The sequence below is a fragment of the Streptomyces sp. DSM 106670 genome, from assembly GCF_055792845.1.
The window spans coordinates 8,072,944-8,098,136 of sequence record NZ_CM147704.1 but is presented as its reverse complement, the minus strand read 5'-3'; the positions used below and the strand labels follow the sequence as shown (position 1 = coordinate 8,098,136).

Here is a 25,193-nt window from a genome sequence, read left to right as displayed (position 1 = left end):
TGGGGCGTCATTGCCCGGACGTCGTACGGCAGGATGGGGCCATGAGCGTAGTCAAGATCAATGTGCTGACCGTTCCCGCCGAGCAGCGGGAAACCCTCGAGAAGCGCTTCGCGTCCCGGGCCGGCGCCGTGGAGAACTCCGACGGCTTCGAATGGTTCGAGCTTCTCCGTCCCGTCGAAGGGACCGACGACTACCTGGTGTACACGCGGTGGCGTGACGAGGAGTCGTTCCAGGCGTGGATGGAGGGCCCGATGAAGGCGGCCCACCAGGGCGGCGGCGATCGCCCGAAGCCGGCCTCCAGCAGCTCCTCGGTGTGGTCCTTCGAGGTCGTGCAGCAGGCCGGGCCCGCCGGCTCGTAGGCGAGCGCGCACCGGCTCGTAGGCCGGCGCGCACCGATGTGTCACCTGCCCGGACCGGCTCATGACCGGCCGGGCAGGTCTGTCTCTCCTTCGATCGGGCCGATGGCCGCCGCCTCCGGCCGGTCGCGTTCGCCCAGCACGGCGAAGACCTTCCGTCAGGCTTCCGTCACGTCACTCCCAAGGTGCAGGCCGTCTCCTCCCGTCGGTTGATTCCTCGTGTCCTGCACGTTTTTAAGATCATTCTTCGGAGAACGGACGGATCGACCGGTGGAGCACGACATGACGCTGCTGGATGTACTGCTGGACGCGGTCCGTGAGGCTCCCGGGCAGGTCGTCGTTCATGTGCGTGGCGACGGCAGCGAGCTGACCGTCACGCTGCGCGAACTCCTTGACGACTCCCTGCGCGTGGCCGGCGGATTCCGGGCGGCGGGGGTGGCGCCGGGGACCTGTGTGCCGTTGCTCGCCGACCGCAGCGAGGACTTCCAGCCGATGTTCTGGGGTGCTCTGGCGGCCGGTCTGGTGCCGGTTCCGCTGGCTCCGGACGCCCGTCGGGTGCTGCCGGTCTGGGAGCACCTGGAGCGGCCGCCCGTCGTCGTGGACGCCTCGACCGCGTCGGTGGCCGGTGAACTCCCCGGCGGTGCAACCGCCTTGGTCCTGGATGCCCTGCGGGAGGGGCCCGCACTGCGGGAGCCTGTCGCCGCCGGGCCCGAGGACGTCGCGTTCGTGCAGTTCTCCTCGGGGAGCACCGGCGCGCCCAAGGGCGTGGAGGTGACGCACGCCGCGGTGCTGGCCAATCTGGAGCAGATACGGGCCGCCTCGGCGCTGGGCGCCGACGACGTGGTGGTCAGCTGGATGCCGTACTTCCACGACATGGGGCTCATCGGCACCCATCTCGCTCCCCTGGCCGCCCGGGCCAGGCAGGTCAAGATCGGTCCGCTGACGTTCGCCAAGCGCCCCCGGATGTGGTTCGAGGTGGCGGCCCGGCACCGGGCCACGGTGCTGTCCGCCGCCAACTTCGCCCTGTCGCTGGCCGTACGCCGTGTTCCCGACGAGGTCCTGGCCCGGCTGGACCTGTCCGCCGTACGGCTGCTCCTGGTCGGGGCGGAACCGATCGCGCCCGCGGTGTGGCGCGCCTTCGCCCTCAAGACGCGGCCCGCGGGGCTGGACCCGGCGGCGGCGCAGCCCGTCTACGGCCTGGCGGAGGCCACGCTCGCGGTGACCTTCCCGCCGCCGGGAGAGGTGGCCGTGCCGCTAATCCTGGACCGGGCCTCGTTGAGCGGTGGAGTGGCGGTGGACGCCGAACCGGGCGCAGGGGCCGTGGAGTTGATGGACGTCGGGCTGCCGGTGGCCGGCTGCGCCGTACGCATCGTGGATGACGCGGGCACCGTCCTCGGGGACCGGCGGGTCGGTCACATCATGGTGAGCGGTCCCCAACTGGCCCGCGGCTACCACGGGCTGCCGGACGTGAGCGCGGAGGTGTTCGCCGAGGGGTGGCTCCGCACCGGTGATCTCGGGTTCCTCCGGGACGGACGGCTGTGCGTCACGGGCCGGCACAAGGACGTGCTGTTCCTCAACGGCCGTACGTTCCACGCCACGGACGTCGAGACGGTCGCGGCGGCGACGCCCGGGCTGCCTACCGGCACCCCGGCGGTGATCGGTTCGACCGACCCGGTCACCGGTGCGGAGCGCGTCGTGGTGTTCGTCCCCTGGGCACGGCCCCCGCGCGATGCGGCGGAGGTCCTCGAACGCGTCGCGGCCCGGGTGCGCGAGGCGCTGTTCCATGACGACGTGCGGGTGTTGGCCCTGCCACCGGGGGCGTTCCCCCGTACGACGAGCGGCAAGCTCCAGCGTCGGCTGCTGCGGGAGCGGTTCGAGGCGGGCGAGCAGGGGACGGACGAGCAGAGGGTGGGTGGCGGAGGGGTTGCCCTGTCTGCGGCTCCCGGCGGGGCGGAAGCCGCCCGGTCGTCGGAGGAGCCCCGGACGGCCCCGGGACCCCGGTCGGCGGCGGGGACCGTCGAGATCGTGCGGGAGGTGTGGGCGCGGGTGCTGGGCCGGTCCGCCGGGTCGATCGGGGTGCACGAGCCGTTCGGGAGCCTCGGGGGGACCTCGCTCAAGGCCATGGAGGTGCTGGTGGCGCTGGAGGACGCGTTCGGTGTGACGCTGCCGCCCGCGGTCATCCGTGACCATGGCACGGTGGCGGCTCTCGCCGGTCACCTTCTGACGGTTGTCCCCGGTCCGCCGTCGCCCGCACCGGAGGTCGGTCCGCAGTCGTCCGCACCGGAGGTCGGTTCGCGGTCGTCCGCACCGGAGGTCGGTCTGCCGCTGTCCGCACCGGAGGCCGTGGGGAGCGCTGCGTCGCGGGCCGGCACCGATGCGGCCGTCATCGGAATGGCGTGCCGGTTCCCCGGCGCCGACACCCCCGAGGCCTTCTGGGACCTGCTCGTCGACGGGCACGACGCCGTCGGCCCCGTACCGCAGGAGCGTTGGGACGACGGCCACGACCGTCCGGAGGCACGGCCGTCCGCTCCCCGGAAGCGTTGGGCGGCCCTGCTGGACGATCCCGCCGCCTTCGACGCCGGCTACTTCGGCATCGGCGAGGACGAGGCGCGCGCACTCGACCCGCAGGCGCGGCTCTTCCTCGAACTCGCCCACGAGGCCCTCGAACGCGCCGGATACGCGGGGCCCCGCCGACGCGGGCGCAGGATCGGTGTGTTCGCGGCGGTCGGGGACAGCGGCTACCGGGAGGTCCTGGACCGGGCCTCCGCCGACGGCTCTCCGCCGCCCACCGCGCTCACCGGGAATCTGCCCTCTCTCATCGCCGCCCGGGTCTCCCAGAGCCTCGACCTCGACGGCCCGGCACTCGCCGTGGACACCGCCTGCTCGTCGGGGCTGGTGGCCCTGCACCTGGCCCGGCGCAGCCTCTTGGACGGCGAGTGCGACCTGGCCGTCGTCGGCGGGGTCAACCTCCACCTGACCTCCGCCCCGCACCGGCTGCTGGAGGAGGCGGGGGCCCTGTCCCCCACCGGGCGCAGCCGCGCCTTCAGCACCGGCGCCGACGGCTTCGTACCCGGCGAGGGCGGTGCGGCCATCGTCCTGACGCGCCTCGACGCGGCCCGCCTCGCGGACGATCCGGTACTCGCGGTGGTCCGGGGCACGGCCGTCAACAACGACGGCCGGTCGATGAGCCTCATGGCGCCCAATCCGTTGCGGCAGCGCGAGGCCATCGCCCGGGCGTACGAGGCGTCGGGCGTGGATCCCGCAGCGGTGACCTATGTGGAGGCCCACGGGACCGGCACGGCCGTGGGTGACCCGATCGAGCTGCGGTCGCTGGCCCACGCGTTTCCCGTACAGCCCGACGGCGAGCCGCGGTTGCTCGGTTCGGTGAAGACGAACATCGGGCATCTGCTCAACGCCGCGGCGCTGCCCGCGCTGGTGAAGGTCGTGCTGGCCCTGGGCCACCGCAGGCTGCCGCCGTCGCTGCACCGCACCCCGGCCTCGCCGGGCCTCGCTCCCGCCGGCTTCTCCGTGGTGTCCGAGGCCCGGGACTGGACGTCCGCCGGTCCGCTCGTCGCGGGGATCAACGCGTTCGGCTTCGGCGGCACGAATGCCCATGCCGTCCTCGAAGAGGCTCCGCCCGTGCCGGCACCATCGCTGTCGACGTCGCTGTCGCCGTCGGCAGGTGACGCTCGCGAAGTCACGGATGAGGAAACCCACTTGCTGACTCTGTCGGCGCGCAGCGCGGGTGGGCTGCGGGACGCGGTGGCCCAGCTCTCCGCGCATCTGGAAAGCCATCCGCAGCTGCGTGAGGGCGACGTCTGCCGGACCGCGAGCACGTCCCGGGACGAGGGGCCGCACCGGCTCGCCGTCGTTGCGGACGGTCATCTGCGGGAACGGCTCGCCGCCATCGCCTCCGCCACCACCGGCACGGGCATCGGCACCGGCACGGGCACGGGCACGGGCACGGGCACGGATGAAACGGGCGGGCGCATCGGGAGCGTCGTCCGTTCCCGGCCGCGTGTGGTCTTCCTGTTTCCCGGGCAGGGTACGCAGTTCCCCGGCCGGGACCGGGCGCTGTACCGGACGGCTTCGGTGTTCCGGGACACGTTGGACGAGGCGTCCGCGCTCCTCGGTCCGGTGTGCGGCCGGCCCCTGCTGGACTGGGCGCTGGATCCGGAGGTGGACCCCGTCGCCCAGGCCGCGACGGAGGTGGCGCAGCCGCTCCTCGTCGCCTCCGGTGTGGCGCTCGCGCGCCAGCTGCGTACGTGGGGCGTGGCGCCCGACGCGGTTGCGGGGCACAGCGTCGGGGAGATCACGGCGGCCTGCGTCAGCGGGGTGCTGACGCTTCAGGAGGCGGTACGGTTCGCGGCCGAACGAGGCCGTCTCATGGGCACGTTCACCGAGCCGGGCGCCATGATCGCCGTTCGCGGGAACGAGGACGCGGTCGCCGCGGCGGTGGCGGCGTCCGACGGGACGCTCGCCGTCGCCGCGTACAACGGTCCCGGGCTTCAGGTCCTCTCCGGGGCCGTCCCCACCGTGGAGCGCGCTGTCCTCGGCCTCGAAACGCAGGGCGTCCCCACCCGTCGCCTGCGAGTCTCCCGAGCCTTTCACTCACCGCTGATGCGGCCGATCGCCGACCGGCTCGCCGACGCGGCCCGTGCACTGGACCCGCGGGCCCCGTCCATCGCCCTCATGAGCACCGTCACCGCCGAGTGGCAGCCGGTCCTCGGCCCGGAGTACCTGCGCGAACACGCCGAGCGCCCGGTGCTGTTCGGGGCTGCCGTGGAACGGCTGGCCCGGGAGGGGTACGACACCTTCGTCGAGGTCGGCCACGGCGCGACCCTGACGAGTGCGGTCCGCGCGGCGACGGGAGCGTACGCCCACGGCGGGACCAGTACGACCGGCAGCTCCGGTGGCGTAACGACCGTCATGTGCGCTCTGCCCGGACGTCCCGACGGCCACGCGGCCCCGGAGAAGCAACTGCCCGGTGCGCCGGGTGACGAGCACGGCGGAAGCAGGGCGCTCCTGGAGACCGTCGGCCGGCTGTGGTCGCACGGCGTACCGCTGGACCGGACCGCGCTCGACGCCGGGCACCACCGGGTTCCGCTGCCCACCTACCCCTTCCAGCGCACCCGGTACTGGGCCGGTCCGCCCGCGAGCCCTCTGCTGCACCGGGTCCGGTGGGCGGACGCCGCCCTGCCCGAAAGCCCGGCGGAGGCCGGGCGTTCGGTGCTGCTGACCGGACCCGACTCCGCGTCCGTCGACCGGCTCGCCTCGCAGCTCACCGCCGAGGGCATCCGGATGCACGCACCGGGCGACGGGCCGCCGGACGCCGTGGTCCTGGTGGCCGGGCCCGCTCCCGGCCACCAGGACACCGCCGACGCGCTCGACCGGGCGCAGAACGCCGCGCTGGCCGCCTTCGACGAGGCCCTCGCACGGTTCGACGAGTCGCGCGCGGACCGGCTGCTGGTGCTGACCGAGGACGTGCACGCCACGGGAACCGTACGGGAGAGGCCACGGCCGGCCCACGCCGTCCTCGGCGGACTTCTGCTGGCGCTGCCGCAGGAGACTCCGGGTGCTTCGGCCGTCGCCGTCGACCTCAGTTCGCTGGACACCCCGTCCGAGCGCCTGGCCGCCGTGCTGGCCGAGCTGGGGTCGGACAGCACCCCTGGCAGCGCAGCCTCCGTGGCCTGGCGGGCGGGGCGCAGGCTCACCCGCTGCTTCGATCCGCTGACGAGCGGTGCCGCAGCATCGACCGGTGCGCCCCGGTCACCGCTGCCGCCCGACGGCACCTACCTCATCACCGGGGGCGGCGGCGGAATCGGCGCCGCGCTCGCCCGGGACCTCGCCGGCCGGGGCCGCCCGACCCTCGTGCTGACCGGGCGCACCCCGCAGCTTCCCGTGGGGCTGGCCGAGGAGCTCCGCGCACTGGGCGCCACCGTGCACTACCGCGTGGCGGACGTCTCGGTGGAGCGCGATGTGGACGCGCTCCTCTCCGGGCTGCCCCGCCTCGACGCGCTCTTCCACGCCGCGGGAGTGGTGCGGCCCGCCACTCTGCGGAACAGACGCGCGGAGGAGACGGCGGACGCCCTGGCCGCCAAGACCCGGGGCAGTGTGCTGCTCTCACTGGCCCTCCATCGGCACGGCCTCGACCCGGCGGTCCGTGTCGTGTTCTCCTCCGTGAGCGCCGTGCTGCCCGGACTTGCGGGCGCGCTGGGCGACTACGCCGCTGCCAACGCCTTCCTCGACGCGTTCGCCGCATCGGAACGACACGCGGGCCGGCCCTGGCTGTCGGTGAACCTCGCCGCGTTCGCCGGTACGGGCATGGCGGCGGCCCTCGGCACCGGGGCGGGCGGAGACTCCACCGCCGGGCGGAGCACCGGAGGCAGGCCGGTTGCCCCCGCTGCCGGACTGGCAGCTCTCCGTGAGGCGTGTGGCGTCGATGCGTCACAGCTGCTGATCGCCGACCTGACGCCGGCCCCGCGCCCTGCGGTCGTAGCGCCCCCGACGGATCTGACGAGAACGGCCCCGGAAACCGAGACCGGCGCCGACACCAGTACCGGTACAGCCGCGTTGCTCCGCCGGCTGCTGGCCTCCGCGTTGCGGGTGCCCGTCGCCGGAATTCCCGACGACGAGCCGTTCCTCACCCTCGGCCTCGACTCGCTCGCCGCCGTCGACCTCGTCAGGCAGCTCGAACGGGAGCTGGACAGGGCCCTGCCCGCCACGCTCTTCTTCGAGTACCGGACCGTCGGCGAACTGGCCGCGCACCTCGACTCATCGCCCGACCCGGCCTCGTCTCCGGCGCCGGCTCCCGGGCCTGCTGCCGTGCCCGCTTCTGCTCCTGTTCCTGTTCCTGTTCCTGTTCCGGACGGCGTACCGTTCCCGCTCACCCCCGTCCAACAGGCCCTGTACACCAGCACTCGGCTCCACCCCGAGGTCCCGGCCCACGGTTACGTCCGCCAGACCGTCCGAGGCCCCCTGGACACCCGGCTCCTGGGCCGGGCGCTCGCCGCGCTCGCCGATCGGCACACCATGCTGCGGATCCGTATCGAGAGCGCCGGGAACATCGGGGACACAGGAAACACCGGGAACGGCGTGGACCGGCTCGGCCCGGCGACACCGCGGCAGTACGTCGCGCCGCCCGCAGCGCTCTCCGCCTGGTACAAGGTCCACGAGCTCACCGGGCGTATCGAGGAGCTCGAAACAGCCCTGTGCAACCGGCCGTTCGACCTCGCCGCCGAGCCTCCCGTACGCGCGGTCCTCGCGCGGGAGAGCCCGGAGCTGTCCCATCTGGTGCTGGTGATCCACCATGCGGCCGGTGACGGATACAGCCTCAACGTCCTTGCCGGGGAACTCTGGTCGCTCTACACCGCCCTCGCCCACGGGCGTACGCCGACGCTGCCCGCGCTCGGCACCGACTTCGCGCGGTACGCGGCCGCTGCCGCCGCCGAGCGGTCCGCCACGGACGGCGCACGGGCCCTCGCCGTCGACCGGCGGTACTGGTCGGAGCGGCTGGCCTCCCGGGGCGAGCCGTTGCGCCTGCCCTACGACGGTGATCCGTCCGCTCTTCCCACGGCTCCCCTGGCCACCCGTCAGAGTGCCCTCGACGCCGAACTGACCACCGCGTTGGAGAAGCGGGCCGCGGCTCACGGGGTGAGCCTCTTCCATCTGCTGCTCGCCGTGCACGTGCGCTGTCTGGCCCGGTGGAGCGGGCAGCGAGAGGTCGCGGTGAACGTCGCGCGCGCCCGGCGGGAGGGCCGCCTGGCGGGTCTGGACCATCTGGTGGGGCCGCTCGCCGACACCCTCCCGCTGGTGTGCGAGACGGATCCGGACGAGCCGGTCGGGCCCCTGGCCGAGCGGCTGGCGGGGATCTGGCTGGAGAGCGAGCAGCACGCGAGCCTCACCGGTCTCGACCTGGCCCGGCTGCTGCCGACGGACCCGTCCGGGGCCGGACCGCGGACGGTGAGCCCGGCCGGATTCAGCTTCTCGCGCTTCCCCGCCGCTCTCGACGAGCGCTGTCCGGTGAGCGTGCGGCCGACTGCGGCCGGCACCGCCACCGCCGCGACCTGCCTGAGCCTGCTGTGCTGGCAGGACGAGACGGCACTGCGCTTCTCGTGGAACTTCCCCGTCCGGCTCTTCGACCCGGCGACGGTCGCCCGACTGGACCGCGACTTCCACGCCGAACTGGCCGCTCTCGTCCGGCCTCGGCCCGACATCCCGGACGTGTCCGGGTCAGGGTCCGCGTCCGGGGCCGGGTCCGGGTCCGGGTCCGCCACGGTCGTGCGGCGGCTGGTCGAACGGTTCCGGGCCACCCCGGACGCGGTCGCCGTCGACACCGGCGACGCCACCCTCACGTACGCCGAGCTCGACCGTGCCTCCCACGCACTCGCGGCCTCGCTCCTGGCACACGGCGTCACCCCGGGAAGCCTCGTCGGGCTGCTCACCGAACCCGGTGCCGACACCGTCGTCTCGGTCGTCGCGGCCCTGCGCGCCGGGGCGGGCTGGGTTCCGCTGGACGCCGGCCATCCGACCGCGCGGCTGGTGGACCAGCTCACCCGCTCCGGGGCCCGTACGGTGCTCTGTCATGCCGCCACCCGGGCGGTGGGGGAAACGCTGGGCGATGTGACGCTCGTGTCCGTCGACGCGTCCGCGCCGCTCCCGGCCGCCCGTTCCTTCCGGTCCCCGGGCGAGGGAGTTGCGCCCGACTCCCCGGGCGAAGTCCTCGCACCCGACCGCCCGGTCGACGCGGACGAGATCGCCTACGTGATCTTCACTTCCGGATCCACCGGCCGGCCCAAGGCGGTGCCCATCACCCACCGGTCGATGGAGAACTACCTCGACTGGGCGATCCGCACCTTCGGGTACGACGAACACGACCGGCTCGCCCAGACCGCGTCGCCCTGCTTCGACGCCTCCGTCCGTCAGCTCCTCGCCCCGCTGCTCGTCGGCGCCGCCGTGGTCACCGTGGCCTGGGATCTGCTGCGCGACCCCGACCGGCTGCTGACGCACGTCGAACGGAGCCGGATCACCGTCTGGAGTTCCGTCCCCACGCTCTGGGAACAGCTCCTCTCCGCGTCCGAGGAACGGGTACGGAACGGGGCGCCGCGTCCGGAGCTGTCCGCGCTCCGGTGGATCCATGTCGGCGGCGAGGCCCTGTCCCCCGCCCACGTACGCCGCTGGTTCGACCTCTTCGGCGATGGCCAGCACATCGCCAACCTGTACGGGCCCACCGAGGCGACCATCAACACGAGCTGCCACATCATCCGCGCCCGGCCCGGCGACCAGGTGCGGCGGCTCCCCATCGGGCGCCCGGTCTCGGGCACGGAGGTGGAGGTCGTCGGCTCCGACGGCGAGCCCCTGCCGCCCGGCGAGGCCGGCGAACTCCTCATCTCCGGAGTCGGCCTGACCCCGGGCTACCTCGGCGAACCCGCCCTCACCGAGGCCGCGTTCACGGTCCGGCGCGGGCGGCGCTGGTATCGCAGCGGCGACCGGGTGCGGCGTTCCGAGGACGGCACCCTGGAGTTCCTCGGGCGACTGGACGACCAGGTGAAGATCCGGGGCAACCGGGTCGAGCCGGGCGAGATCGAGGCGGTGCTCCAGGCCCATCCCGATGTCACCCACGCCGTCGTCATCGCCGAGGAAGGACGCCTCACCGCCTTTGTGACACCCGGGCCCGGACCGTCCCGGGCGGACACCGTGGCGCTGCGGCTCCATCTGGCGGAGTCACTGCCCCCGTACATGCTTCCGTCCCGGATCACCCGTGTCGGCACGATGCCGCTCACGAGCACGGGCAAGATCGACCGCCGTGGGCTGTCTGCCCTGCGACCACACCGGTCCCACGCATCCCGCGGGCCCCATCGAGAAGAGTCCGTCCCGACCGGCGCGCCCACCGGCGACCTCCGTACACCGCCCAGCACTCCGACCGAGGTCCGGCTGGCCGCCGTCTGGTCCGCTCTGCTCCGGGCCGACGACGTGTGCCGCGAGGACGACTTCTTCGCCCTGGGCGGCGACTCCCTGCTCGTGCTGGAGGTCTTCGCCCGGCTGGAGAAGCAGGGCGGGCCGCTCCCCCGGCCGACCGTGATCTACCGTCACCGTACGCTCGCGGCCCTCGCGGGCGCGGTGGATGCGGCGGACGCAGACACGGGCGTCGAGGCCGCCGCTGCCCCCTCCCCGGCCCACGATCCGGCCGTGGCTCCGGAGCCCTTCCCCCTCACGCCCACCCAGCGGGGCTTCCTGCTGGCCGAGGCCATCGCACCGGGTGCGACCTCGTCCGGGCTCACGCGGCTGCGGCTGCACGGCCACCTCGACCGAGCCCGCTTCCAGAGCGCGGTGGACCTGCTCGTCGTGCGGCATCCGATGCTGCGCACCGTCTTCCCCGCCGGGGCGCGCCCGGCCGTCCAGCAGGAGCTTCCGCCCTCGCTGCGGCTGCCGGTCGACTTCGAGACCCTCACCGGCCCGGAGCAGGTCGAGGAACGGGTCGCCGCCGAACGCGCCCGCCGTTTCGAACCCTGGGCCTGGCCCCTGCTGCGGCTGCGGGTGCTCACCGTCGCCCCCGCCGAACACGTCCTGGTGGCGCACGCCCACCACATCATCGGCGACGGTTACAGCGCCGCGCTCCTGATACGGGAGCTGACGACCGCGTACGACGCGCTGTCCCGCGGCGAGGAACCGGCGCCGGTCCCCCTGCGCAGCACCTTCCGCGACCACGCCCGCCGGCTCGCAGCGCGCGCGGGCACCGCCTCCGCGACGGTCCCCGGTGCGGGCTCCGGCGGGCCGGCCGTCGACGACCGGTGGGCACGACTCGCCGCGCCCTACCGGCCCCCCGTGCTCTCCGCCGCTTCGACCGCCGGCACGTCTCCGAACAGCGCCGCGAACGCGCTCTTCCACACCCACGGGTTCACGGTCGACGCCGGCCGGGCGAACGCGCTGCGCGACCTCGCCGCACGCACCGGCTCCACCCTCCACGCGCCGGTGCTCACCGCCTACTACCGGGCGCTCGTGGCGGCCACCGGCCAGGCGGATCTGCTGCTCGGTCTCGCGGTGAGCGGCCGGGACCCCGCTCTGCCCGACGCGCACCGGGTGTTCGGTCCCTTCGCCACGGCGGTTCCCCTGCGGCCGGCCGGTCCGGCGTCCGGGCGGCCCGACGACGCGGGGTTCGAGGACGATGTGCGGCGCGTCGCGGCCGAGGCCGTCGAGGCGCAGACGTACGAGGGGGCCGTGCCTCCGCTACCCAACGGGCTGCCCCTGGCCTCGCAGTTCTTCTTCACCTATCTGGATTTCTCCGCTCTGGGACCGGAGAGCGGCGGGTCGCTGACCGTCACCCGGGAGGACGGCGACAGCGCGTACACGCCGCCTCCGGCCGGCACGGACGTGTTCCTGTCGGCCGCCCCGGACGACGGGCGGCTGCGGATCACGGTCCGCGCGGCGGCGACGGCGTTCACCCCGGAGGCATCGGCCGCGTTCGCGGACTCGGTACGCGACGGTCTGGCGGAGGCGGCGGCCTCGACCACGCCCCGTCCCGCCCACCCCGGCCGGCCGGGCGGCTCCGGCCGGGACCGGCGGATGGACGCCGCGCTCATCGGCTATCTGCCGTCACCAGCCGACCTCGCCGGGCTGGCCGGGCTGCCGGAGGCGGCGCTGCCGCGCGAGGAGTTGCGAAGCCTGCTGTTCCCCGGCGGGCGGCCACGGCTCCTGGAGACGCTGCGTACGCCGCTGGGCCGTTCGGGCTTCGTGTGCGTCCCGCTGTTCGCGGACGAACTCGCCCCCGGTGACGGCCTGCTCGGGCACACCACCCGTGGTGTGGAGCTCGCCTCGTCGCTCGGTGCGCGGGCCGTGTCCCTGGCGGGCATGATCCCCTCGTTGACCGGTTACGGCTTCGATGTCCTGCGGGCCGTCGGAACGACCGGAGCCGCACCCGCCGTCACCACCCCGACCGGTCGCGCCGTCACCACAGGTCACACCTTTCCCGCTGTCACCACCGGTCACGCGGCGACCGTCGTGTCCGTCGTCAGGACCGTGCACGCCGCTCTCGACGCGACGGGGCAGGAACTGGGCTCTGCCACCGTCGCGTTCGTGGGGCTCGGCTCGATCGGCTCCTCCTCGCTGGAGTTGCTGCTCACCCGGGCCCACCGGCCGCCCGCCCGGCTGCTGCTCTGCGACGTACCGGGCAGCGGGCCGCGTCTGAAGGAGCTGGCCGACAGCCTCCTGGAGCGCCGACTGGCCGGGACCGTGGAGGTGGTCGAGTCGCACCAGGGACTGCCCGATACCGTGTACGGGGCCCGGCTGATCGTCGCGGCGGTCGGCGGAGGCGGCACGCTCCTGGACGTCGACCGGCTCGCACCGGGTACGACGGTGGTCGACGACTCGTTCCCGCACTGCTTCGACACGGCTCGCGCCATCGCCCGGATGGAGCGGGAGAAGGACGTCCTGGTCGTCGGCGGTGGGCTGTTGGGTGCCGGCCCCACGGAACGGCTGGTGGCCGAGGGCCTGCCCGCCGCCGCGGTGGCCGGGTACCTCGCGCAGCCGATGGTGCCGGACAGCATCGCGTCCTGCCGGCTGGAGTCCTTGCTCCAGGCCTCGGGCGTCGATGTGCCGCTCGTCCGCGGTCCGGTCGACGCGGCCACCGGCCTGGCGTACTGGGATGCGGCGGAGGCGTCCGGCATCCGTGCCGCGCCGCTTCACCTCCTCACCCGCACCATCGACCCGGACATGCTCACGCGGCGCCCCTGGAGGCCATGACCGTTCCACGTACCGGGCGCCGGAGGGGCGTTGTCAGTGGTCGGGATTAAGTTCGTTCTTGTCCCGCCGCGATGGCGTGGACGTCCCCTTTCGCATGCATGGGAGTTGGCGCGTTGTCGGTCTGGGAGAAGTCGAGTACCGCGCGGGTGGTGCCGCCCGCGCGGCCGCGGAAGCTGGCCAAGGTGCCGTTCGTCGAACTGGCCGACGGGCGGTTGCAGGGCGTCGTCTCCAGCGGATCGGACATCGGGCGGGTGTATGTGTCGTCCGTGGCGGCCCGGACGTACGCGTTCGCGTGCAGCACCAACAACAACCGGCCCTGCGGCGGTGCGCGCGGCATGTTCTGCAAGCACATCCAGGCGCTCGTCGGCGAGGCGATGCTGCAGTACGGCGCGGAGCGCGTCGCCCGGTACCTCGCGGTGGACACGCCGGACGGGGAGCCCGACGCGCAGTCCCTCACCGCCGCCATGACCGCCACGCGGCCGGTGCTGGGCGACTCCTCGGCGGCCGCACAGGTCTTCAGCCGGTTCCTGCGGCACCTCGCCTATCTCGAACTGGCCCCGGTCAACGCACCGTTGCCCGAGATGCAGTGGTTCCCGCCGACCCGGGCGGTGGCGTGATGCGCGGCGATCTGCTGTTCGATCCGGTCGACGGGCTCGACGAGGCGCTCGCCGCCGTGGACGCCTTCGACGGGGCGCTGGTGGCCGGGCTGTTGCGGCCGGGGCCCGCCCAGGCGGCGGCGGTCGCCGGGCTCGCCGAGGCGGTCGGCGGGACCCCGCTGGCCGCGCGGGTCGCGGAGGCGGCCGACAAGGCGGCGGCCGGGGCCGCGGGGGAGGATCACTTCGTGGCCCTCGCCGCCGCCCGCTGTGCTCTGCTCGGCTCGGTGCACGACGCGTTGACGCACCGGATCGACGAGGCCGTCGGTCGGCCCGCCGCCGAGGAAGAGGGGGAGCGGGCTGCGGGCTCCGGTGCGGTGTCCGCCGAGCCGGGGCAGGGGTCGAACCTCTTCGCGGCGGCCCGCAGCTGGCTGTGCGATCTCGCGCGCAGCGGCTGGCGGGGCATCGATCACGAGCTGGTCGCCGGGTCCGCGCCGGTCGTCTCCGCGATGCTGCCCGAACCGGCCCTGCGCCGTCCGGCGACGCTGCTCGACGGGTTCGCCGCCGAGCTGGCCGCGTCCTGTCCGGGGGCGACGCTGGAGCGTGTGCCGGTGCGCCGTTGGGCCGATCTGTGGTCGCGTGCCCTGCTGTTGACCGTGCCCGGCGCCGCCGGGGAGCCGTCCGTCGCTCCGGTGACCGGTCGGCTGCTGCCGCTCGGCGTCGATGTGCAGGAGCACGCGACGGCCGTGCAGGCGCAGGTCCACGCCGTGTTCGAGCCCGCGGACGGCGGGGCGCCCCGTCTCGTACGCGCCGGGGTCTCGGCACCCAAGCCCGACACGGTCGTCGGGGCGGGCCTGTGGCAGCTGTTGCGTCCTCGTCTGTCGCTGCTCGGGGCCGTGAGCGAGGGCCGCTCGATGGAGCTGGACGCCATGCCGGTGACCGCCGAGGGGGATCTGGTCTGGGACGACGAACGGGCGCGTGCGGGTGAGCCCGCCGACGCCTTCGCCACGGCCCGGGTGATGCTGTCCGCGGCGACGGCGGCCCGCACTGCCCCGCTGGACCGGCATCCCGTCCGGATCGCCGTGCCGGTGCTGCTGGAGGGGTACACCGCGCAGAGCGAGGAGGGCCGCCTCGCCTTCGATCTGGCGGGTCGGCCGCTCGCCGTCGACGCCGACCGGCTGCCCACCGCCGGCCCGCTGACGCCCGAGGCGGTCGCCGCCTCCCGCGCCTGTGTCGGGCTGCTGCGCTGGGACGCCGGGGAGTTCTACGTTCAGCCGCTCGCGGTCGAGGCGACCGTGCGGAAGAAGGCCGTCGCCGTGCACGCCGGGGCGTGGGCGGGCGGCACCACCGACAAGGCGGGTGTCCGGGCGGAGAAGGCCGCCACCGACGCCGTCGCCGTGCTGCGCGAGCGCGCCGGAAGGCTGTTGCGGAAATGACCGAGGATCTCGCCCGGCGACCGCCGGGCCCCGAAGCCCTGGCCCAAGCCGGGCCCGACCCGTACGACAACCGCCGTCAGGTGCTGTACTGGCGGCTCCTGGCCCGTCTCTTCGACGGTGAGGAGCAGCCCGCGCTGGAGTCGGCGAGCCTGGGGGTGGTCGAGGACATCGGGCTGCCGTCCGCGCTGCTGGATCCCGGGACGTCGCTCGACTCGGTCGTGCAGCGCCACCCGGAGCTGGCCGCCGAGTTCGACGGGCTGATGACACCGGACGACGGTGCGGACGAGGCCCGTGACCGGGCGGCGGAGGTGCGGCGCGCGGCGCTGGTCTCGAAGGTGCTGCTCAACGTCTTCACGACCGGTTCCGGCGCGGTGACCGCCGAGCAGCTGGCGCGCTGGCAGTCCGACGCGGGCTGGCTGGAGCGTGCGCTGGGCTGTCCGCCCGGCGGGCTCCGCGGTGGGCGGGCGGCGGGAGCGGGCCTGGACGCCGGCGGCCTCGGGCCCGAGCTGGCGGCGATCGAGGGCGATCTCGTGGGACGTATGCGGCTGCGGGAGGTGCTGGCCGATCCGGCGCTGGCCGCGCGGCTGACGCCGAGCATGTCGCTGATCGAGCAGTTGCTGCGGGACAAGGGCAATCTGTCGGGTGTGGCCCTCGCCAACGCCAAGTCGCTCATCCGCCGGTATGTCGACGAGGTCGCCGAGGTGCTGCGTACGCAGGTGGAGAAGGCCACCGTCGGCGAGCTGGACCGTTCCGTGCCGCCGAAGCGGGTGTTCCGCAATCTGGACCTGAACCGCACGATCTGGAAGAACCTCACCAACTGGAGCCCGGAGGAGGAGCGGCTCTACGTCGACCGCCTCTACTACCGGCACACCGTCCGCAGGACGACACCGCAGCGGCTGATCGTCGTGGTGGACCAGTCCGGCTCGATGGTCGACTCGATGGTGAACTGCACCATCCTGGCCTCCATCTTCGCCGGGCTGCCGAAGGTGGACGTCCATCTCATCGCCTACGACACCCGCTCGATCGATCTCACGCCGTGGGTGCACGACCCGTTCGACGTCCTGCTGCGCACGAATCTCGGCGGTGGGAACGACGGCCCCGTCGCGATGGCGATGGCCCGCCCGAAGATCGCCGAGCCGAAGAACACCGTCATGGTGTGGATCTCGGACTTCTACGAGTTCGACCGCTCCCAGCCGCTGTTCGAGGGCATCGAGGCCGTTCACCGCTCGGGGGTGAAGTTCATACCCGTCGGCTCGGTGACCAGCTCCGGGCGGCAGGAGGTCAATCCCTGGTTCCGGGAGCGGTTCAAGGCTCTGGGCACGCCCGTGGTCTCCGGACACATCGACAAGCTCGTGCACGAACTCAAGACGTTCCTCACCTGAGGCCGGAGGCCTGCGGCCCCGGGCGCCCGACGTCCCTGAGATGTCCGGCGTACCTGGCGTAGCCGGCCCCTCCCCCGACATTTTTCCACTCGTTCAGAAAGGCCCTTTCCATGTCCGACGTGTTGCGCGCCCCCGCCGAGACCAAGTACGCGGAGGAGCTCGACTGGCTGGAGTCCATCGACGACAGCCCCAAGCCGTTCTCCTGGCGGCTGTCCCCGAAGATGGTCCGGCTGTTCGTCCTGGGGTCCGAGCGCGCCGACGGCCTGGACCGGGAGATCTCCCAGAAGTGGTTCGGCGACCGGAGCTTCGTCGAGCGCTCGATCGTCACCCTCGCCTCCGACCGCGGTCTGCTCCTGATAGGAGACCCCGGCACCGGCAAGAGCTGGCTGGCGGAACTGCTGTCCGCCGCGATCTCCCGCAACTCCACGCTGGTGGTGCAGGGTACGGCCGGCACGACCGAGGACCACATCAAGTACGCGTGGAACGTGTCCATGGTCATCGCCAAGGGCCAGTCGCGCGAGTCGATGATCCCGTCGCCGATCATGACCGCGATGGAGACGGGCGCCATCGGCCGCTTCGAGGAACTGACCCGTTCCACCAGCGACGTCCAGGACGCGCTGATCTCGATCCTCTCGGAGAAGTACATCTCCGTCCCCGAACTGCAGGGCGACGGCACGGACGCGGCCGACAACATCGTCTTCGCCAAGCCCGGCTTCTCGATCATCGCGACCGCCAACAGCCGCGACCGGGGCGTCAACGACCTGTCGTCCGCACTGAAGCGCCGGTTCAACTTCGTCCGCATCCCGGTCGTGACGAACAGGAAGAGCGAGGCGGAGATCGTCCGCTTCCGCACCGAGGAACTGCTGCGCCGCCACGCGATCGACCTGGACGTGCCGCCGACGCTGCTCGACATCCTGCTCCGGAGCTTCGCCGATCTGCGGGCCTCGGCGGCCGCCGCGGGCAGCGACGACGAGAAGCTGGAGTCCGCGCTGTCGACGGCGGAGCAGATCGGTGTGCTGGAGGACGCCGTCCTGCACAGCAATTTCTTCGGCGAGACCACGCTGACCGCCCGCACCCTCGCCGCTTCGCTCGTCGGCTCCCTCGCCCGGCGTGACCCCGAGGACCTGGCCATCTTCAACAAGTACCTGCACGGCGTCGTCGAGCCGCGCAGCCAGGAGGAGGGCGGCTCGTGGCCGGAGTTCCTGGACGGCGGCCGCGACACGATCGCCACCCTGTCATGAGCGGCTCCCCGGCGAACGACCTCGAAGCCACGCATTTCTCCGCGCTGCGCGGGCAGTTGCACGAGGCCGCCACCGCCTTCGCCGACGGGCCCGACGCGCTGGAGGGCATCCTCCTCGGCATGGTCGACGACGTCGACCGGGCGGTGCGCGAACCGCTGGAGATCTTCCCGGTCTGCCACCACTCCCCCGCCTCCGCCCTGGCCATGGCCCGCCGGCTGCGCGAGAAGCAGCCCAAGGTCGTGTATCTGGAGCTGTGCGAGGACATGGCGCCGCTCCTCGATGAGCTGCGCAACTGCCGCCTGCCGGTGGCGGTCCAGGCCTTCGCGAGCGATGTCGACGGGTTCCCCGCCGAGTGGGCCCCGCTGTCGGTCGTCGCCCCGATCACCGAGGCGTCCGCCGAGTACCAGGCCATCGCGTACGCCCTCGACACCCCGGGCGTCGAGCTGGTCCTCGTCGACCGGTCGTCGGACCATGTCTTCCAGTGGGACGGCCGCCACGGCGAACGCGCCCCCGAGGAGGAGTCCGGTGCCGCGGCCGGGACGCCGGAGCCCGAAGCGGCGCTGCACGGCGAGGCGGTCGGCGTGGAGATCGGCGACCTGCGGCCCCGCTTCGCGGAGCTGGAGGAGCATCTGCTGCGCCACGGCAAGGTGCGGCACTGGTCGGAGTGGTGGCACCAGTACGTCGAGGTTCCGCTCGGCGACAGCGACCACGACGCCTACCGCCAGGTCATGTTCCTCGTCGGCAGCCTGTTCCGGCGGCTCGCCCCCGGCGACGGGGACCGGGTCCGGGTGGACGAGGAGCGCGAGCGGTACATGTGGACCAGGATCCGCGAGCATCTGGCGGCGGGCGGGGCCGGTCCGGAGGACTGCCTGTATGTGTGCGGTGCCTTCCACGCGGCCAGCCGGGTCGAGGAGTTCGGGGTGGCGGGCAGCGGGTCGTATCTGATCTCGCCGCGCTCCGCGACCACCTGGCAGCACGGGCTGATCCCGTCCAGCCATGCGGCGATCGAGGCGCAGTTCGGGCTGGTGCCCGGGTCGGTGTCGATCGCCGCGACGCAGTGGGCGAAGAACCTCAAGCGCACCCGGGTGCAGCCCTACCGGCTGGCCGGGCAGGACGGTGCGAAGAAGCCGCGGGCCACGAAGAAGGCGGTGGCGCCGAGGAAGGCCCCGGCGGCCGTTTCCGCTTCCCCGGAGGAAGGCGCCGCGGACCGGCTCTCCGGGTTTCTGCGACGGCCGCCGGTCCTCGACACGCTCGACGAGGCCGAACTGCTCGGCTGGTCGGTGGACATCGTGCGGGCGGCGCGGCGCAGCGGCTATCTGGCGTCCACCGCCGACGCCATCGCGGTGTTCGAGACGTCGATCCTGCTCGCCGGGATGCGGGACCGGGCCAAGCCCACTCCGTACGACTTCCAGGACGCGGCGATCACCTGCATCGAGAAGGACTCGGTGCCGGGGAGGCGGGACGTACGCCGTCTCGTCGAGATCATGATGGGCGGCGACCGGATCGGCCGGGTCGGCTACGACGCGCTGCCGCCGCTGGCCCGCGATGTGCACGACCGGCTCGCGCCGCTGGAGTTGAAGCTCCAGCAGCGTGGTGTGCAGCGTGCCCTGCTGGACCTGCACTCCAGCCCGGAGCTCAGGGCCTGCTCCGATGTGCTGTGGATGCTCCGCCGGCTGATGCCGCACGGTGCGGCCCGGCCGATCATGGGCGAGCGGAAGCTCGGTGAGCGTTCGATCCAGGAGTCGTGGGACCTGGCGCTGGGCACCCACCAGCGGGCGCTGATCGAGCTCGGTTACGAGGGCGTGAGCATCGAGCAGGTCCTGGAGCAGCGGCTGCGCCGCGACGCGTACGGGCCGCGGGCGACGACGGCGGTCGTCCTCGCCGCCGTCGAGGACGCCACGCTGTATCTCGGCGGCCGCCGGCTCGCCGACGAGCTGGGGCGCCGGGCCCTGGAGGTCCTGGCCACCGAACGCACCGTGGACGGGGCGCCGGAGGTGCTGCGCCGGGTACGGGGGCTGCTGGCGTACTACCGCACCGGCGAGCCGGTGCTGCCGCCGTGGGTGGAGTCGTTCGTCAAGGCCGGTTACGCCCACTACTGCACCTTGCTGCCGACGGCGTTCACGGACGAGGACGCGACCGTGGGGCAGGTGGCGGCGATGCTGGGCTTCTTGTTCAGCATGGAGAGCCTGGCGCTGTCCCTGGGCTGCGACCGGGCCCAGCTGGAGCTGGCCGTCGCCCAGTCGCGCCCCACGGACCCGGAGCGGACGGCACTCCTGTGGGCAGCGCAGGTGCAGCTCGGCTCCCTGTCCCGGGCCGAGCTGCGAGAACGTTGCGGCGAGCTGCTGGCCAACCCGATGGTGGTGCCCGCCTATCCGCGCTATCTCAGCGGCTTCGTGCACGCGTTGGTGCCGGTGCCGGGGCTGGCGGACGTGGTGGTGGAGGCCGTGTCGAACGCGTTCGGGCGGCTGCCGGATCCGGTTCTGCTGCCGTGGCTGCCGACGCTGATCACGACGCTGCGCGCCGGAGCGGCGGACCTGGCCCCGCTGTTGATCCGTGAGGCCGGGCGGATCTTCCCGGCCCGGCTCGCGGCGCTGGATACGTGGGTGCCGCCGTGGCGGGAGGTGCCGGAGGTGGCCGCGTCCGCCGCCGGCCCCGCGAAGGCGGCCGCCGGTGGGAGCCGTGGCGCCGCCCTGCTCTTCGCCCACCCGGGGGCGCTCGACGCGGTCGCGGAGCTGCTCGGCTGCGACGGCGCCTGGGCCTCGCCCGACGCGGATGCGACGGGAGCCCCGGGCGCGGCGCTGTCGGCCCGTCACCCGGAGACCGCCACCGCGTGGGAGTCGCTGCTCTCGGGCTCATGACCGAGGTGCGGGGCGTGGGTGGTTGTGTGCGGTGCCGGGAGGTCATCCACCCCCGGCACCGCGCCCTCGGCCTCGCCCCCCGGCATGTGCCTGGGCCTGGGACTCTCAGAGCCCGATGCCGCCCGTGGCGTCGATGCTCTGGCCGGTGACCCAGCGCGCGTCCTCCGAGGCGAGGAAGGCCACGACGTCGGCGATGTCGGCCGGCTGGCCCATGCGTCCGAACACCGAGTGCGCGGCCAGCGCCGCCGCGGCCTCGGGCGTCTCGCGCCGCCGGGCGTTCATGTCCGTCTCCACGAAACCGGGCACCACGGTGTTCGCGGTGATGCCCCGGCCCGCCACTTCCTTTGCCACAGCAAGCGTCAGCGTCTCCACCGCGCCCTTGGTCATGGCGTAGGTCACCGATTCCGGAAAGGACCGGTGCGCGGCGGCCGACGAGATGTTGATGATCCGTCCTTCGTCCCGCATCAAGGTCAGACCCTGCTGGATGAGGAACAGCGGTGCTTTCACGTTCACCGCGAACAGCCGGTCGAAGACCTCCGGTGAAGCGTCACCTATTCTCCCGGATCCACTGACTCCGGCATTGTTGACCAGAATGTCCAGCACCGGTTCCTCGCCCCGGTCCGCCATTCCCGCGCCGAACGCCTCGTACAGCCCTTCGGCGTCTCCCGGCACTCCCAGCAGGGAGCCCACCGCGAAAGCCTGTCCGCCCGCTTTCCGGATCTCTTCGGCCACCTCGTGCGCCGCTTCTTCCCGCTCGCCGTAATGAACGGCGACCAAGGCGCCGTCACGCGCGAGCCGCCGTGCAATCGCCCGGCCGATACCGCGACTGGCGCCGGTGACCAAGGCGACCTTCCCCGTCAGCGAACCCATGGATCAATCCCCCTACCTCGTGCATTCCGCGCAACTCATGAAACGCAGCCACCCTACCCACCGGCGCGGGGCGGAATGCGCGACCGCGAAGCGGCGCCCGGGACGACGCCACCGGGGGCGTACCGACCGCGTGATCGAGCGCGTGATCGACCGCGTGATCGAGCGGCGACAGCTCGTGCCGAGGCAGACAAACCCTGCACACATCTGCTTGATATTGCTTGAAACACTTGCCTAATATGCAGCTTCGAGCATCATCCGCCGGGTACGGGAACAGGGAGCACAGATGACGCACGTGGCTCAGGAGCTGGCCAGCCAGCCCGACTGCTGGCAGGTGGCCGCCGGTATGGCGGACGGGCTCGCCCACCGGCTTCCGGCGGCCGGCGAGCGCATCGCCGTGGTCGGCTGCGGTACGTCGTACTTCATGGCGCAGGCCTACGCGGCTCTGCGGGAGGGCAGCGGCCAGGGCGAGACCGACGCCTTCGCCGCATCGGAGTTCCCGGCCGGCCGGCCCTACGACCGGGTCGTCGCGCTGAGCCGCTCCGGCACCACGACCGAGGTGCTCGGGCTCCTCGGGCAGATCGGTGACACGACCCGCCGCACGGTGGTCATCGGCGACCCCGACACCCCGATGGCGGCGATGGCCGACGACACGATCGTGCTGGAGTTCGCCGACGAGAAGTCCGTCGTGCAGACCCGCTTCGCGACCTCCGCCCTGACCCTGCTCCGCGCCCATCTGGGCCTGCACACCGACGCGGTCGTCGAGGACGCCCAGGTGGCGCTCGCCGAGCCGCTGCCCGTCGGTCTCGTGGAGTGCAGCCAGTTCACGTTCCTCGGCCAGGGCTGGAGCGTGGGGCTCGCCAACGAGGCGGCGCTGAAGATGCGCGAGGCGGCGCTCGCCTGGACCGAGGCGTACCCGGCGATGGAGTACCGGCACGGCCCGATCAGCATCTCCACCCGTTCCACCGCGACCTGGATGCTCGGCGAGGCTCCGGCCGGGCTGATGGACGAGGTGCACGCGACCGGCGCCCGCTGGGTGGCCGGCGGCCTCGACCCGCTGGCGGAGCTGGTCCGGGTGCAGCGGCTCGCGCTGGCCATCGCGAACGCCCGCGGTCTCGACCCGGACCGGCCCCGCCACCTCACCCGCTCGGTCATCCTCAGCACCACGGCCTGACGGCCCGAGCAGTCCCCTTCCTTGCCCCTCCCCCGCCGACGGTCCCTCATTCCGGAGTCGCCATGCCCATCGCCGCCACCGGCGATCTGATCGCCGAGGCCGCCGCGCAGCAGCGTGCGGTCGCCGCGTTCAACGTCATCACCCTCGAACACGCGGAAGCCATCGCCGAGGGCGCGGAGGCCGCGGGGTCGCCGGTGATCCTGCAGATCAGCGAGAACGCCGTCGCCTACCACCGGGGCCGGCCCCGTCCGCTCGCGCGCGCCGCGGCGGAAGTGGCGGACCAGGCCGCCGTCCCCGTGTCCCTGCACCTCGACCATGTGCAGTCGACCGAGCTGCTGCACCGGGCGGCGGACTGCGGTTTCAGTTCGGCGATGTTCGACGCCGCCAAGCTGCCGTACGCGGAGAACCTGGCGGCCACCCGCGCCGCCGTCGTATGGGCGCACGAGCGGGGTCTGTGGCTGGAGGCCGAGCTCGGGCAGGTCGGCGGGAAGAACGGCGAGCCGGCGCTCGACGCCCATGCGCCGGGGGCGCGCACGGATCCGGACGAGGCGCGGTCGTTCGTGGCGGCCACCGGGGTCGACGCGCTGGCCGTGGCGGTCGGCACCTCGCACGCCATGACGTCGCGGGACGCCGTCATCGACCACGCGCTGCTGGGCAGGCTGCGGGAGGCCGTGCCGGTTCCGCTGGTGCTGCACGGTTCGTCCGGGGCCTCCGACGAGGAGCTGGCGCGCGCCGTGGCGGGCGGGATCCGCAAGGTCAACATCGGCACCGCGCTCAACATCGCGATGACCGGCGCGATACGGGAGCGGCTGGCCCGGGACGACCGGGGCGTGGACCCGCGCCGCTATCTGGCGGACGGGCGGGACGCGATGGCCCGTACGGTGGCCCGGATGATCTCGCTGCTGCCCTCGGGGAGGGCGCAGGCCGCGTGACGAGCGGGAAGACGCCGGGGCCGGCGGGCGCGATGCCCGCCGGCCCCGGCGTCTTCCTGTCGTCACGTCATACGGGCTGCTCCGGCCCCCATTCCCGCAGCAGGAACGTGAGATCCGGCCGGACCTGTCGTCCGGGGGCGGGCGTGATGGGCGCCGACGACGGCACGGCCAGCACCCGGCAGCCCGCGGCCTCGGCCGCGGCCACTCCGGTCGGGCTGTCCTCGACCGCGAGACAGGCCCCGGGCGGGAGGCCCAGACGCGCGGCCGCCTTCAGATAGGGGTCGGGGAAGGGCTTCGAGCGGTCGCTCTCGCCGTCCGCCACCGTCGTACGGAACGCCTCGCCGCCAAGCCCCCGCAGGACCGCGTCCACCACCCGGCGCGGCGAGGCCGACACCAGCGCCGCGGGCAGCCCGTCGCGCTCCAGCCGGTCCAGCAGCGCGCGGGCCCCGGGCCGGAGCCGGACACCCGCTTCCACGGACGCGAGGAACGTGTCCTCCAACTCGGACGCGAGCAAAACGACTTCCGGCCCGACGGCATTCGGCTCCGCGGCGGTCTCCGCCCACAGGCGTACGAGAAGAACGGCCGTGTCGGCGCAGGTGCGGCCGAGGACTCCGGCGCCCTCCGCGTCGGTGAGGGTGTGGCCGTGGGCCGCCGCCACGGTGCGGGCCGCCTCCAGCCAGAGAGGTTCGGTGTCGACGAGGGTGCCGTCCATGTCGAGGAGGACGGCGCGCGGCACGGTGGGGATCCGGCTGCCGTCGAGCGTCCAGTGCGAGTCGGGCGTACGGTCCATGGCCGCGTACACCTGGGCGGCGACGTCCTCGTGCCGGACCGGGCGGCCGGGGCGCGCCCCGGCCGTGATGTCCGGGCCCGCGCAGGCCAGCCACGCGGTGCGTTCGGCCGGGCTGCCGCCGCCGTGACCGCCTTCGTCCCGGTGTCCGTGATCGGTGACGACGAGGACGGTCCAGGCCTCGGCCTCGTACGAGGGGCGGGTGCGCACGGCCGTCAGGAGCTCGCCCAGGCGGCGGTCGGCCGCCCGGATCGACGCCTCGTACGCGTCGCCGCAGCCGAGGTGGTGGGCCGTCTCGTCGGGCGCGCCGAGGTAGACGAAGGACGCCTCGGGGTCCTCGTGGGTGAGGACGCCCACCGCGTCGCGCACGGTCGAGGCGTCGGCCTCCTCCCAGGCGGCGGGGGTGTCGGCGGCCGGGGCATGGTGGGTGAGCCGCGTGGGCCTGCGGAGCATCGGGCCGCCGTCGGCGACGGTGACCAGGGGCTCCCACGCGGCGGCCGCATAGGTGCGGCGGCCGTCCTGGCGGGCCAGGCGGGTCGTGAAGTCCGGGAAGACGCCGAGCCGGTGGCCGCTGAAGTCGTTGCTCCACACGGCGTGCTTGGTGACGCCGACGCCCGTCAGGATCGTCGCCCAGCAGGGCCCGGACATGGTGGGCGTGCCCTCCCCCACGGCCACCGGGGCCAGGAATCCCGCGTCGGCCACCGCGTCGAGGTGCGGGGTCGGCACACGGTTCAGGGTGTCGAGACGCACACCGTCGATGCCGACGACGAGCACCCGGCGGGTACGGGACATGGCGGGTCTCCCGGGGGTGGTACGAGGGGGTGTACGG

The 25,193-nt window shown here is 73.5% G+C and carries 11 protein-coding genes; 9 read left to right on the top strand and 2 right to left on the bottom strand.

Annotated features, from left to right (window positions below):
- The first annotated feature begins 41 nt into the window (after positions 1-41).
- The 7 genes from ACSMXR_RS35660 (at position 42) to ACSMXR_RS35630 (ending at position 20,604) form a co-directional block, all read left to right on the top strand.
- Entirely contained in the window at positions 42-359 is a 318-nt protein-coding gene (locus ACSMXR_RS35660) for an antibiotic biosynthesis monooxygenase family protein (RefSeq protein ID WP_359143034.1), read from the top strand.
- Positions 360-626: 267 nt separating this feature from the next.
- Positions 627-13,094 (top strand): amino acid adenylation domain-containing protein, encoded by a 12,468-nt coding sequence (locus ACSMXR_RS35655; RefSeq protein ID WP_473170833.1) that lies wholly within the window; start codon positions 627-629, stop codon positions 13,092-13,094.
- Positions 13,095-13,207: 113 nt separating this feature from the next.
- Positions 13,208-13,711 carry a hypothetical protein gene (locus ACSMXR_RS35650; protein WP_473170832.1) on the top strand — a complete coding sequence of 168 codons (504 nt, stop codon included), beginning with the start codon at positions 13,208-13,210 and terminating at the stop codon, positions 13,709-13,711.
- Positions 13,681-15,123 carry a hypothetical protein gene (locus ACSMXR_RS35645; protein WP_473170831.1) on the top strand — a complete coding sequence of 481 codons (1,443 nt, stop codon included), beginning with the start codon at positions 13,681-13,683 and terminating at the stop codon, positions 15,121-15,123. The genes ACSMXR_RS35650 and ACSMXR_RS35645 overlap by 31 nt, the downstream gene beginning before the upstream one ends.
- Positions 15,120-16,505, top strand: a complete 1,386-nt coding sequence (locus ACSMXR_RS35640) for a VWA domain-containing protein (protein ID WP_473170830.1) — start codon at positions 15,120-15,122, stop codon at positions 16,503-16,505. The genes ACSMXR_RS35645 and ACSMXR_RS35640 overlap by 4 nt, the downstream gene beginning before the upstream one ends.
- A gap of 110 nt (positions 16,506-16,615) precedes the next feature.
- Positions 16,616-17,746 (top strand): ATP-binding protein, encoded by a 1,131-nt coding sequence (locus ACSMXR_RS35635; protein ID WP_103507299.1) that lies wholly within the window; start codon positions 16,616-16,618, stop codon positions 17,744-17,746.
- Positions 17,743-20,604, top strand: coding sequence for a DUF5682 family protein (locus tag ACSMXR_RS35630; protein WP_473170829.1), 2,862 nt, complete (start codon positions 17,743-17,745; stop codon positions 20,602-20,604). The genes ACSMXR_RS35635 and ACSMXR_RS35630 overlap by 4 nt, the downstream gene beginning before the upstream one ends.
- Positions 20,605-20,709: 105 nt before the next feature.
- On the opposite strand, the gene ACSMXR_RS35625 is transcribed toward ACSMXR_RS35630, so the two are convergent.
- Positions 20,710-21,474, bottom strand: a complete 765-nt coding sequence (locus tag ACSMXR_RS35625; protein ID WP_473170828.1) for an SDR family oxidoreductase — start codon at positions 21,472-21,474, stop codon at positions 20,710-20,712.
- A 283-nt stretch (positions 21,475-21,757) separates the two neighbouring features.
- Between ACSMXR_RS35625 and ACSMXR_RS35620 the strand changes: the two genes are divergently transcribed.
- Positions 21,758-22,645 (top strand): SIS domain-containing protein, encoded by an 888-nt coding sequence (locus ACSMXR_RS35620; RefSeq protein ID WP_030080582.1) that lies wholly within the window; start codon positions 21,758-21,760, stop codon positions 22,643-22,645.
- Positions 22,646-22,707: 62 nt separating this feature from the next.
- Positions 22,708-23,577 carry a class II fructose-bisphosphate aldolase gene (locus ACSMXR_RS35615; protein WP_218527252.1) on the top strand — a complete coding sequence of 290 codons (870 nt, stop codon included), beginning with the start codon at positions 22,708-22,710 and terminating at the stop codon, positions 23,575-23,577.
- Between the two features lie 67 nt (positions 23,578-23,644).
- On the opposite strand, the gene ACSMXR_RS35610 is transcribed toward ACSMXR_RS35615, so the two are convergent.
- Positions 23,645-25,156 (bottom strand): HAD-IA family hydrolase, encoded by a 1,512-nt coding sequence (locus ACSMXR_RS35610; RefSeq protein WP_473170827.1) that lies wholly within the window; start codon positions 25,154-25,156, stop codon positions 23,645-23,647.
- Between the last annotated feature and the right edge of the window lie 37 nt (positions 25,157-25,193).

Coding starts and splice junctions, on each gene's coding strand:
- ACSMXR_RS35660 (WP_359143034.1), top strand. CDS start 42: ATGAGCGTAGTCAAGATCAATGTGCTGACCGTTCCCGCCGAGCAGCGG.
- ACSMXR_RS35640 (WP_473170830.1), top strand. CDS start 15,120: ATGACCGAGGATCTCGCCCGGCGACCGCCGGGCCCCGAAGCCCTGGCC.
- ACSMXR_RS35635 (WP_103507299.1), top strand. CDS start 16,616: ATGTCCGACGTGTTGCGCGCCCCCGCCGAGACCAAGTACGCGGAGGAG.
- ACSMXR_RS35630 (WP_473170829.1), top strand. CDS start 17,743: ATGAGCGGCTCCCCGGCGAACGACCTCGAAGCCACGCATTTCTCCGCG.
- ACSMXR_RS35625 (WP_473170828.1), bottom strand. CDS start 21,474: ATGGGTTCGCTGACGGGGAAGGTCGCCTTGGTCACCGGCGCCAGTCGC.
- ACSMXR_RS35620 (WP_030080582.1), top strand. CDS start 21,758: ATGACGCACGTGGCTCAGGAGCTGGCCAGCCAGCCCGACTGCTGGCAG.
- ACSMXR_RS35615 (WP_218527252.1), top strand. CDS start 22,708: ATGCCCATCGCCGCCACCGGCGATCTGATCGCCGAGGCCGCCGCGCAG.
- ACSMXR_RS35610 (WP_473170827.1), bottom strand. CDS start 25,156: ATGTCCCGTACCCGCCGGGTGCTCGTCGTCGGCATCGACGGTGTGCGT.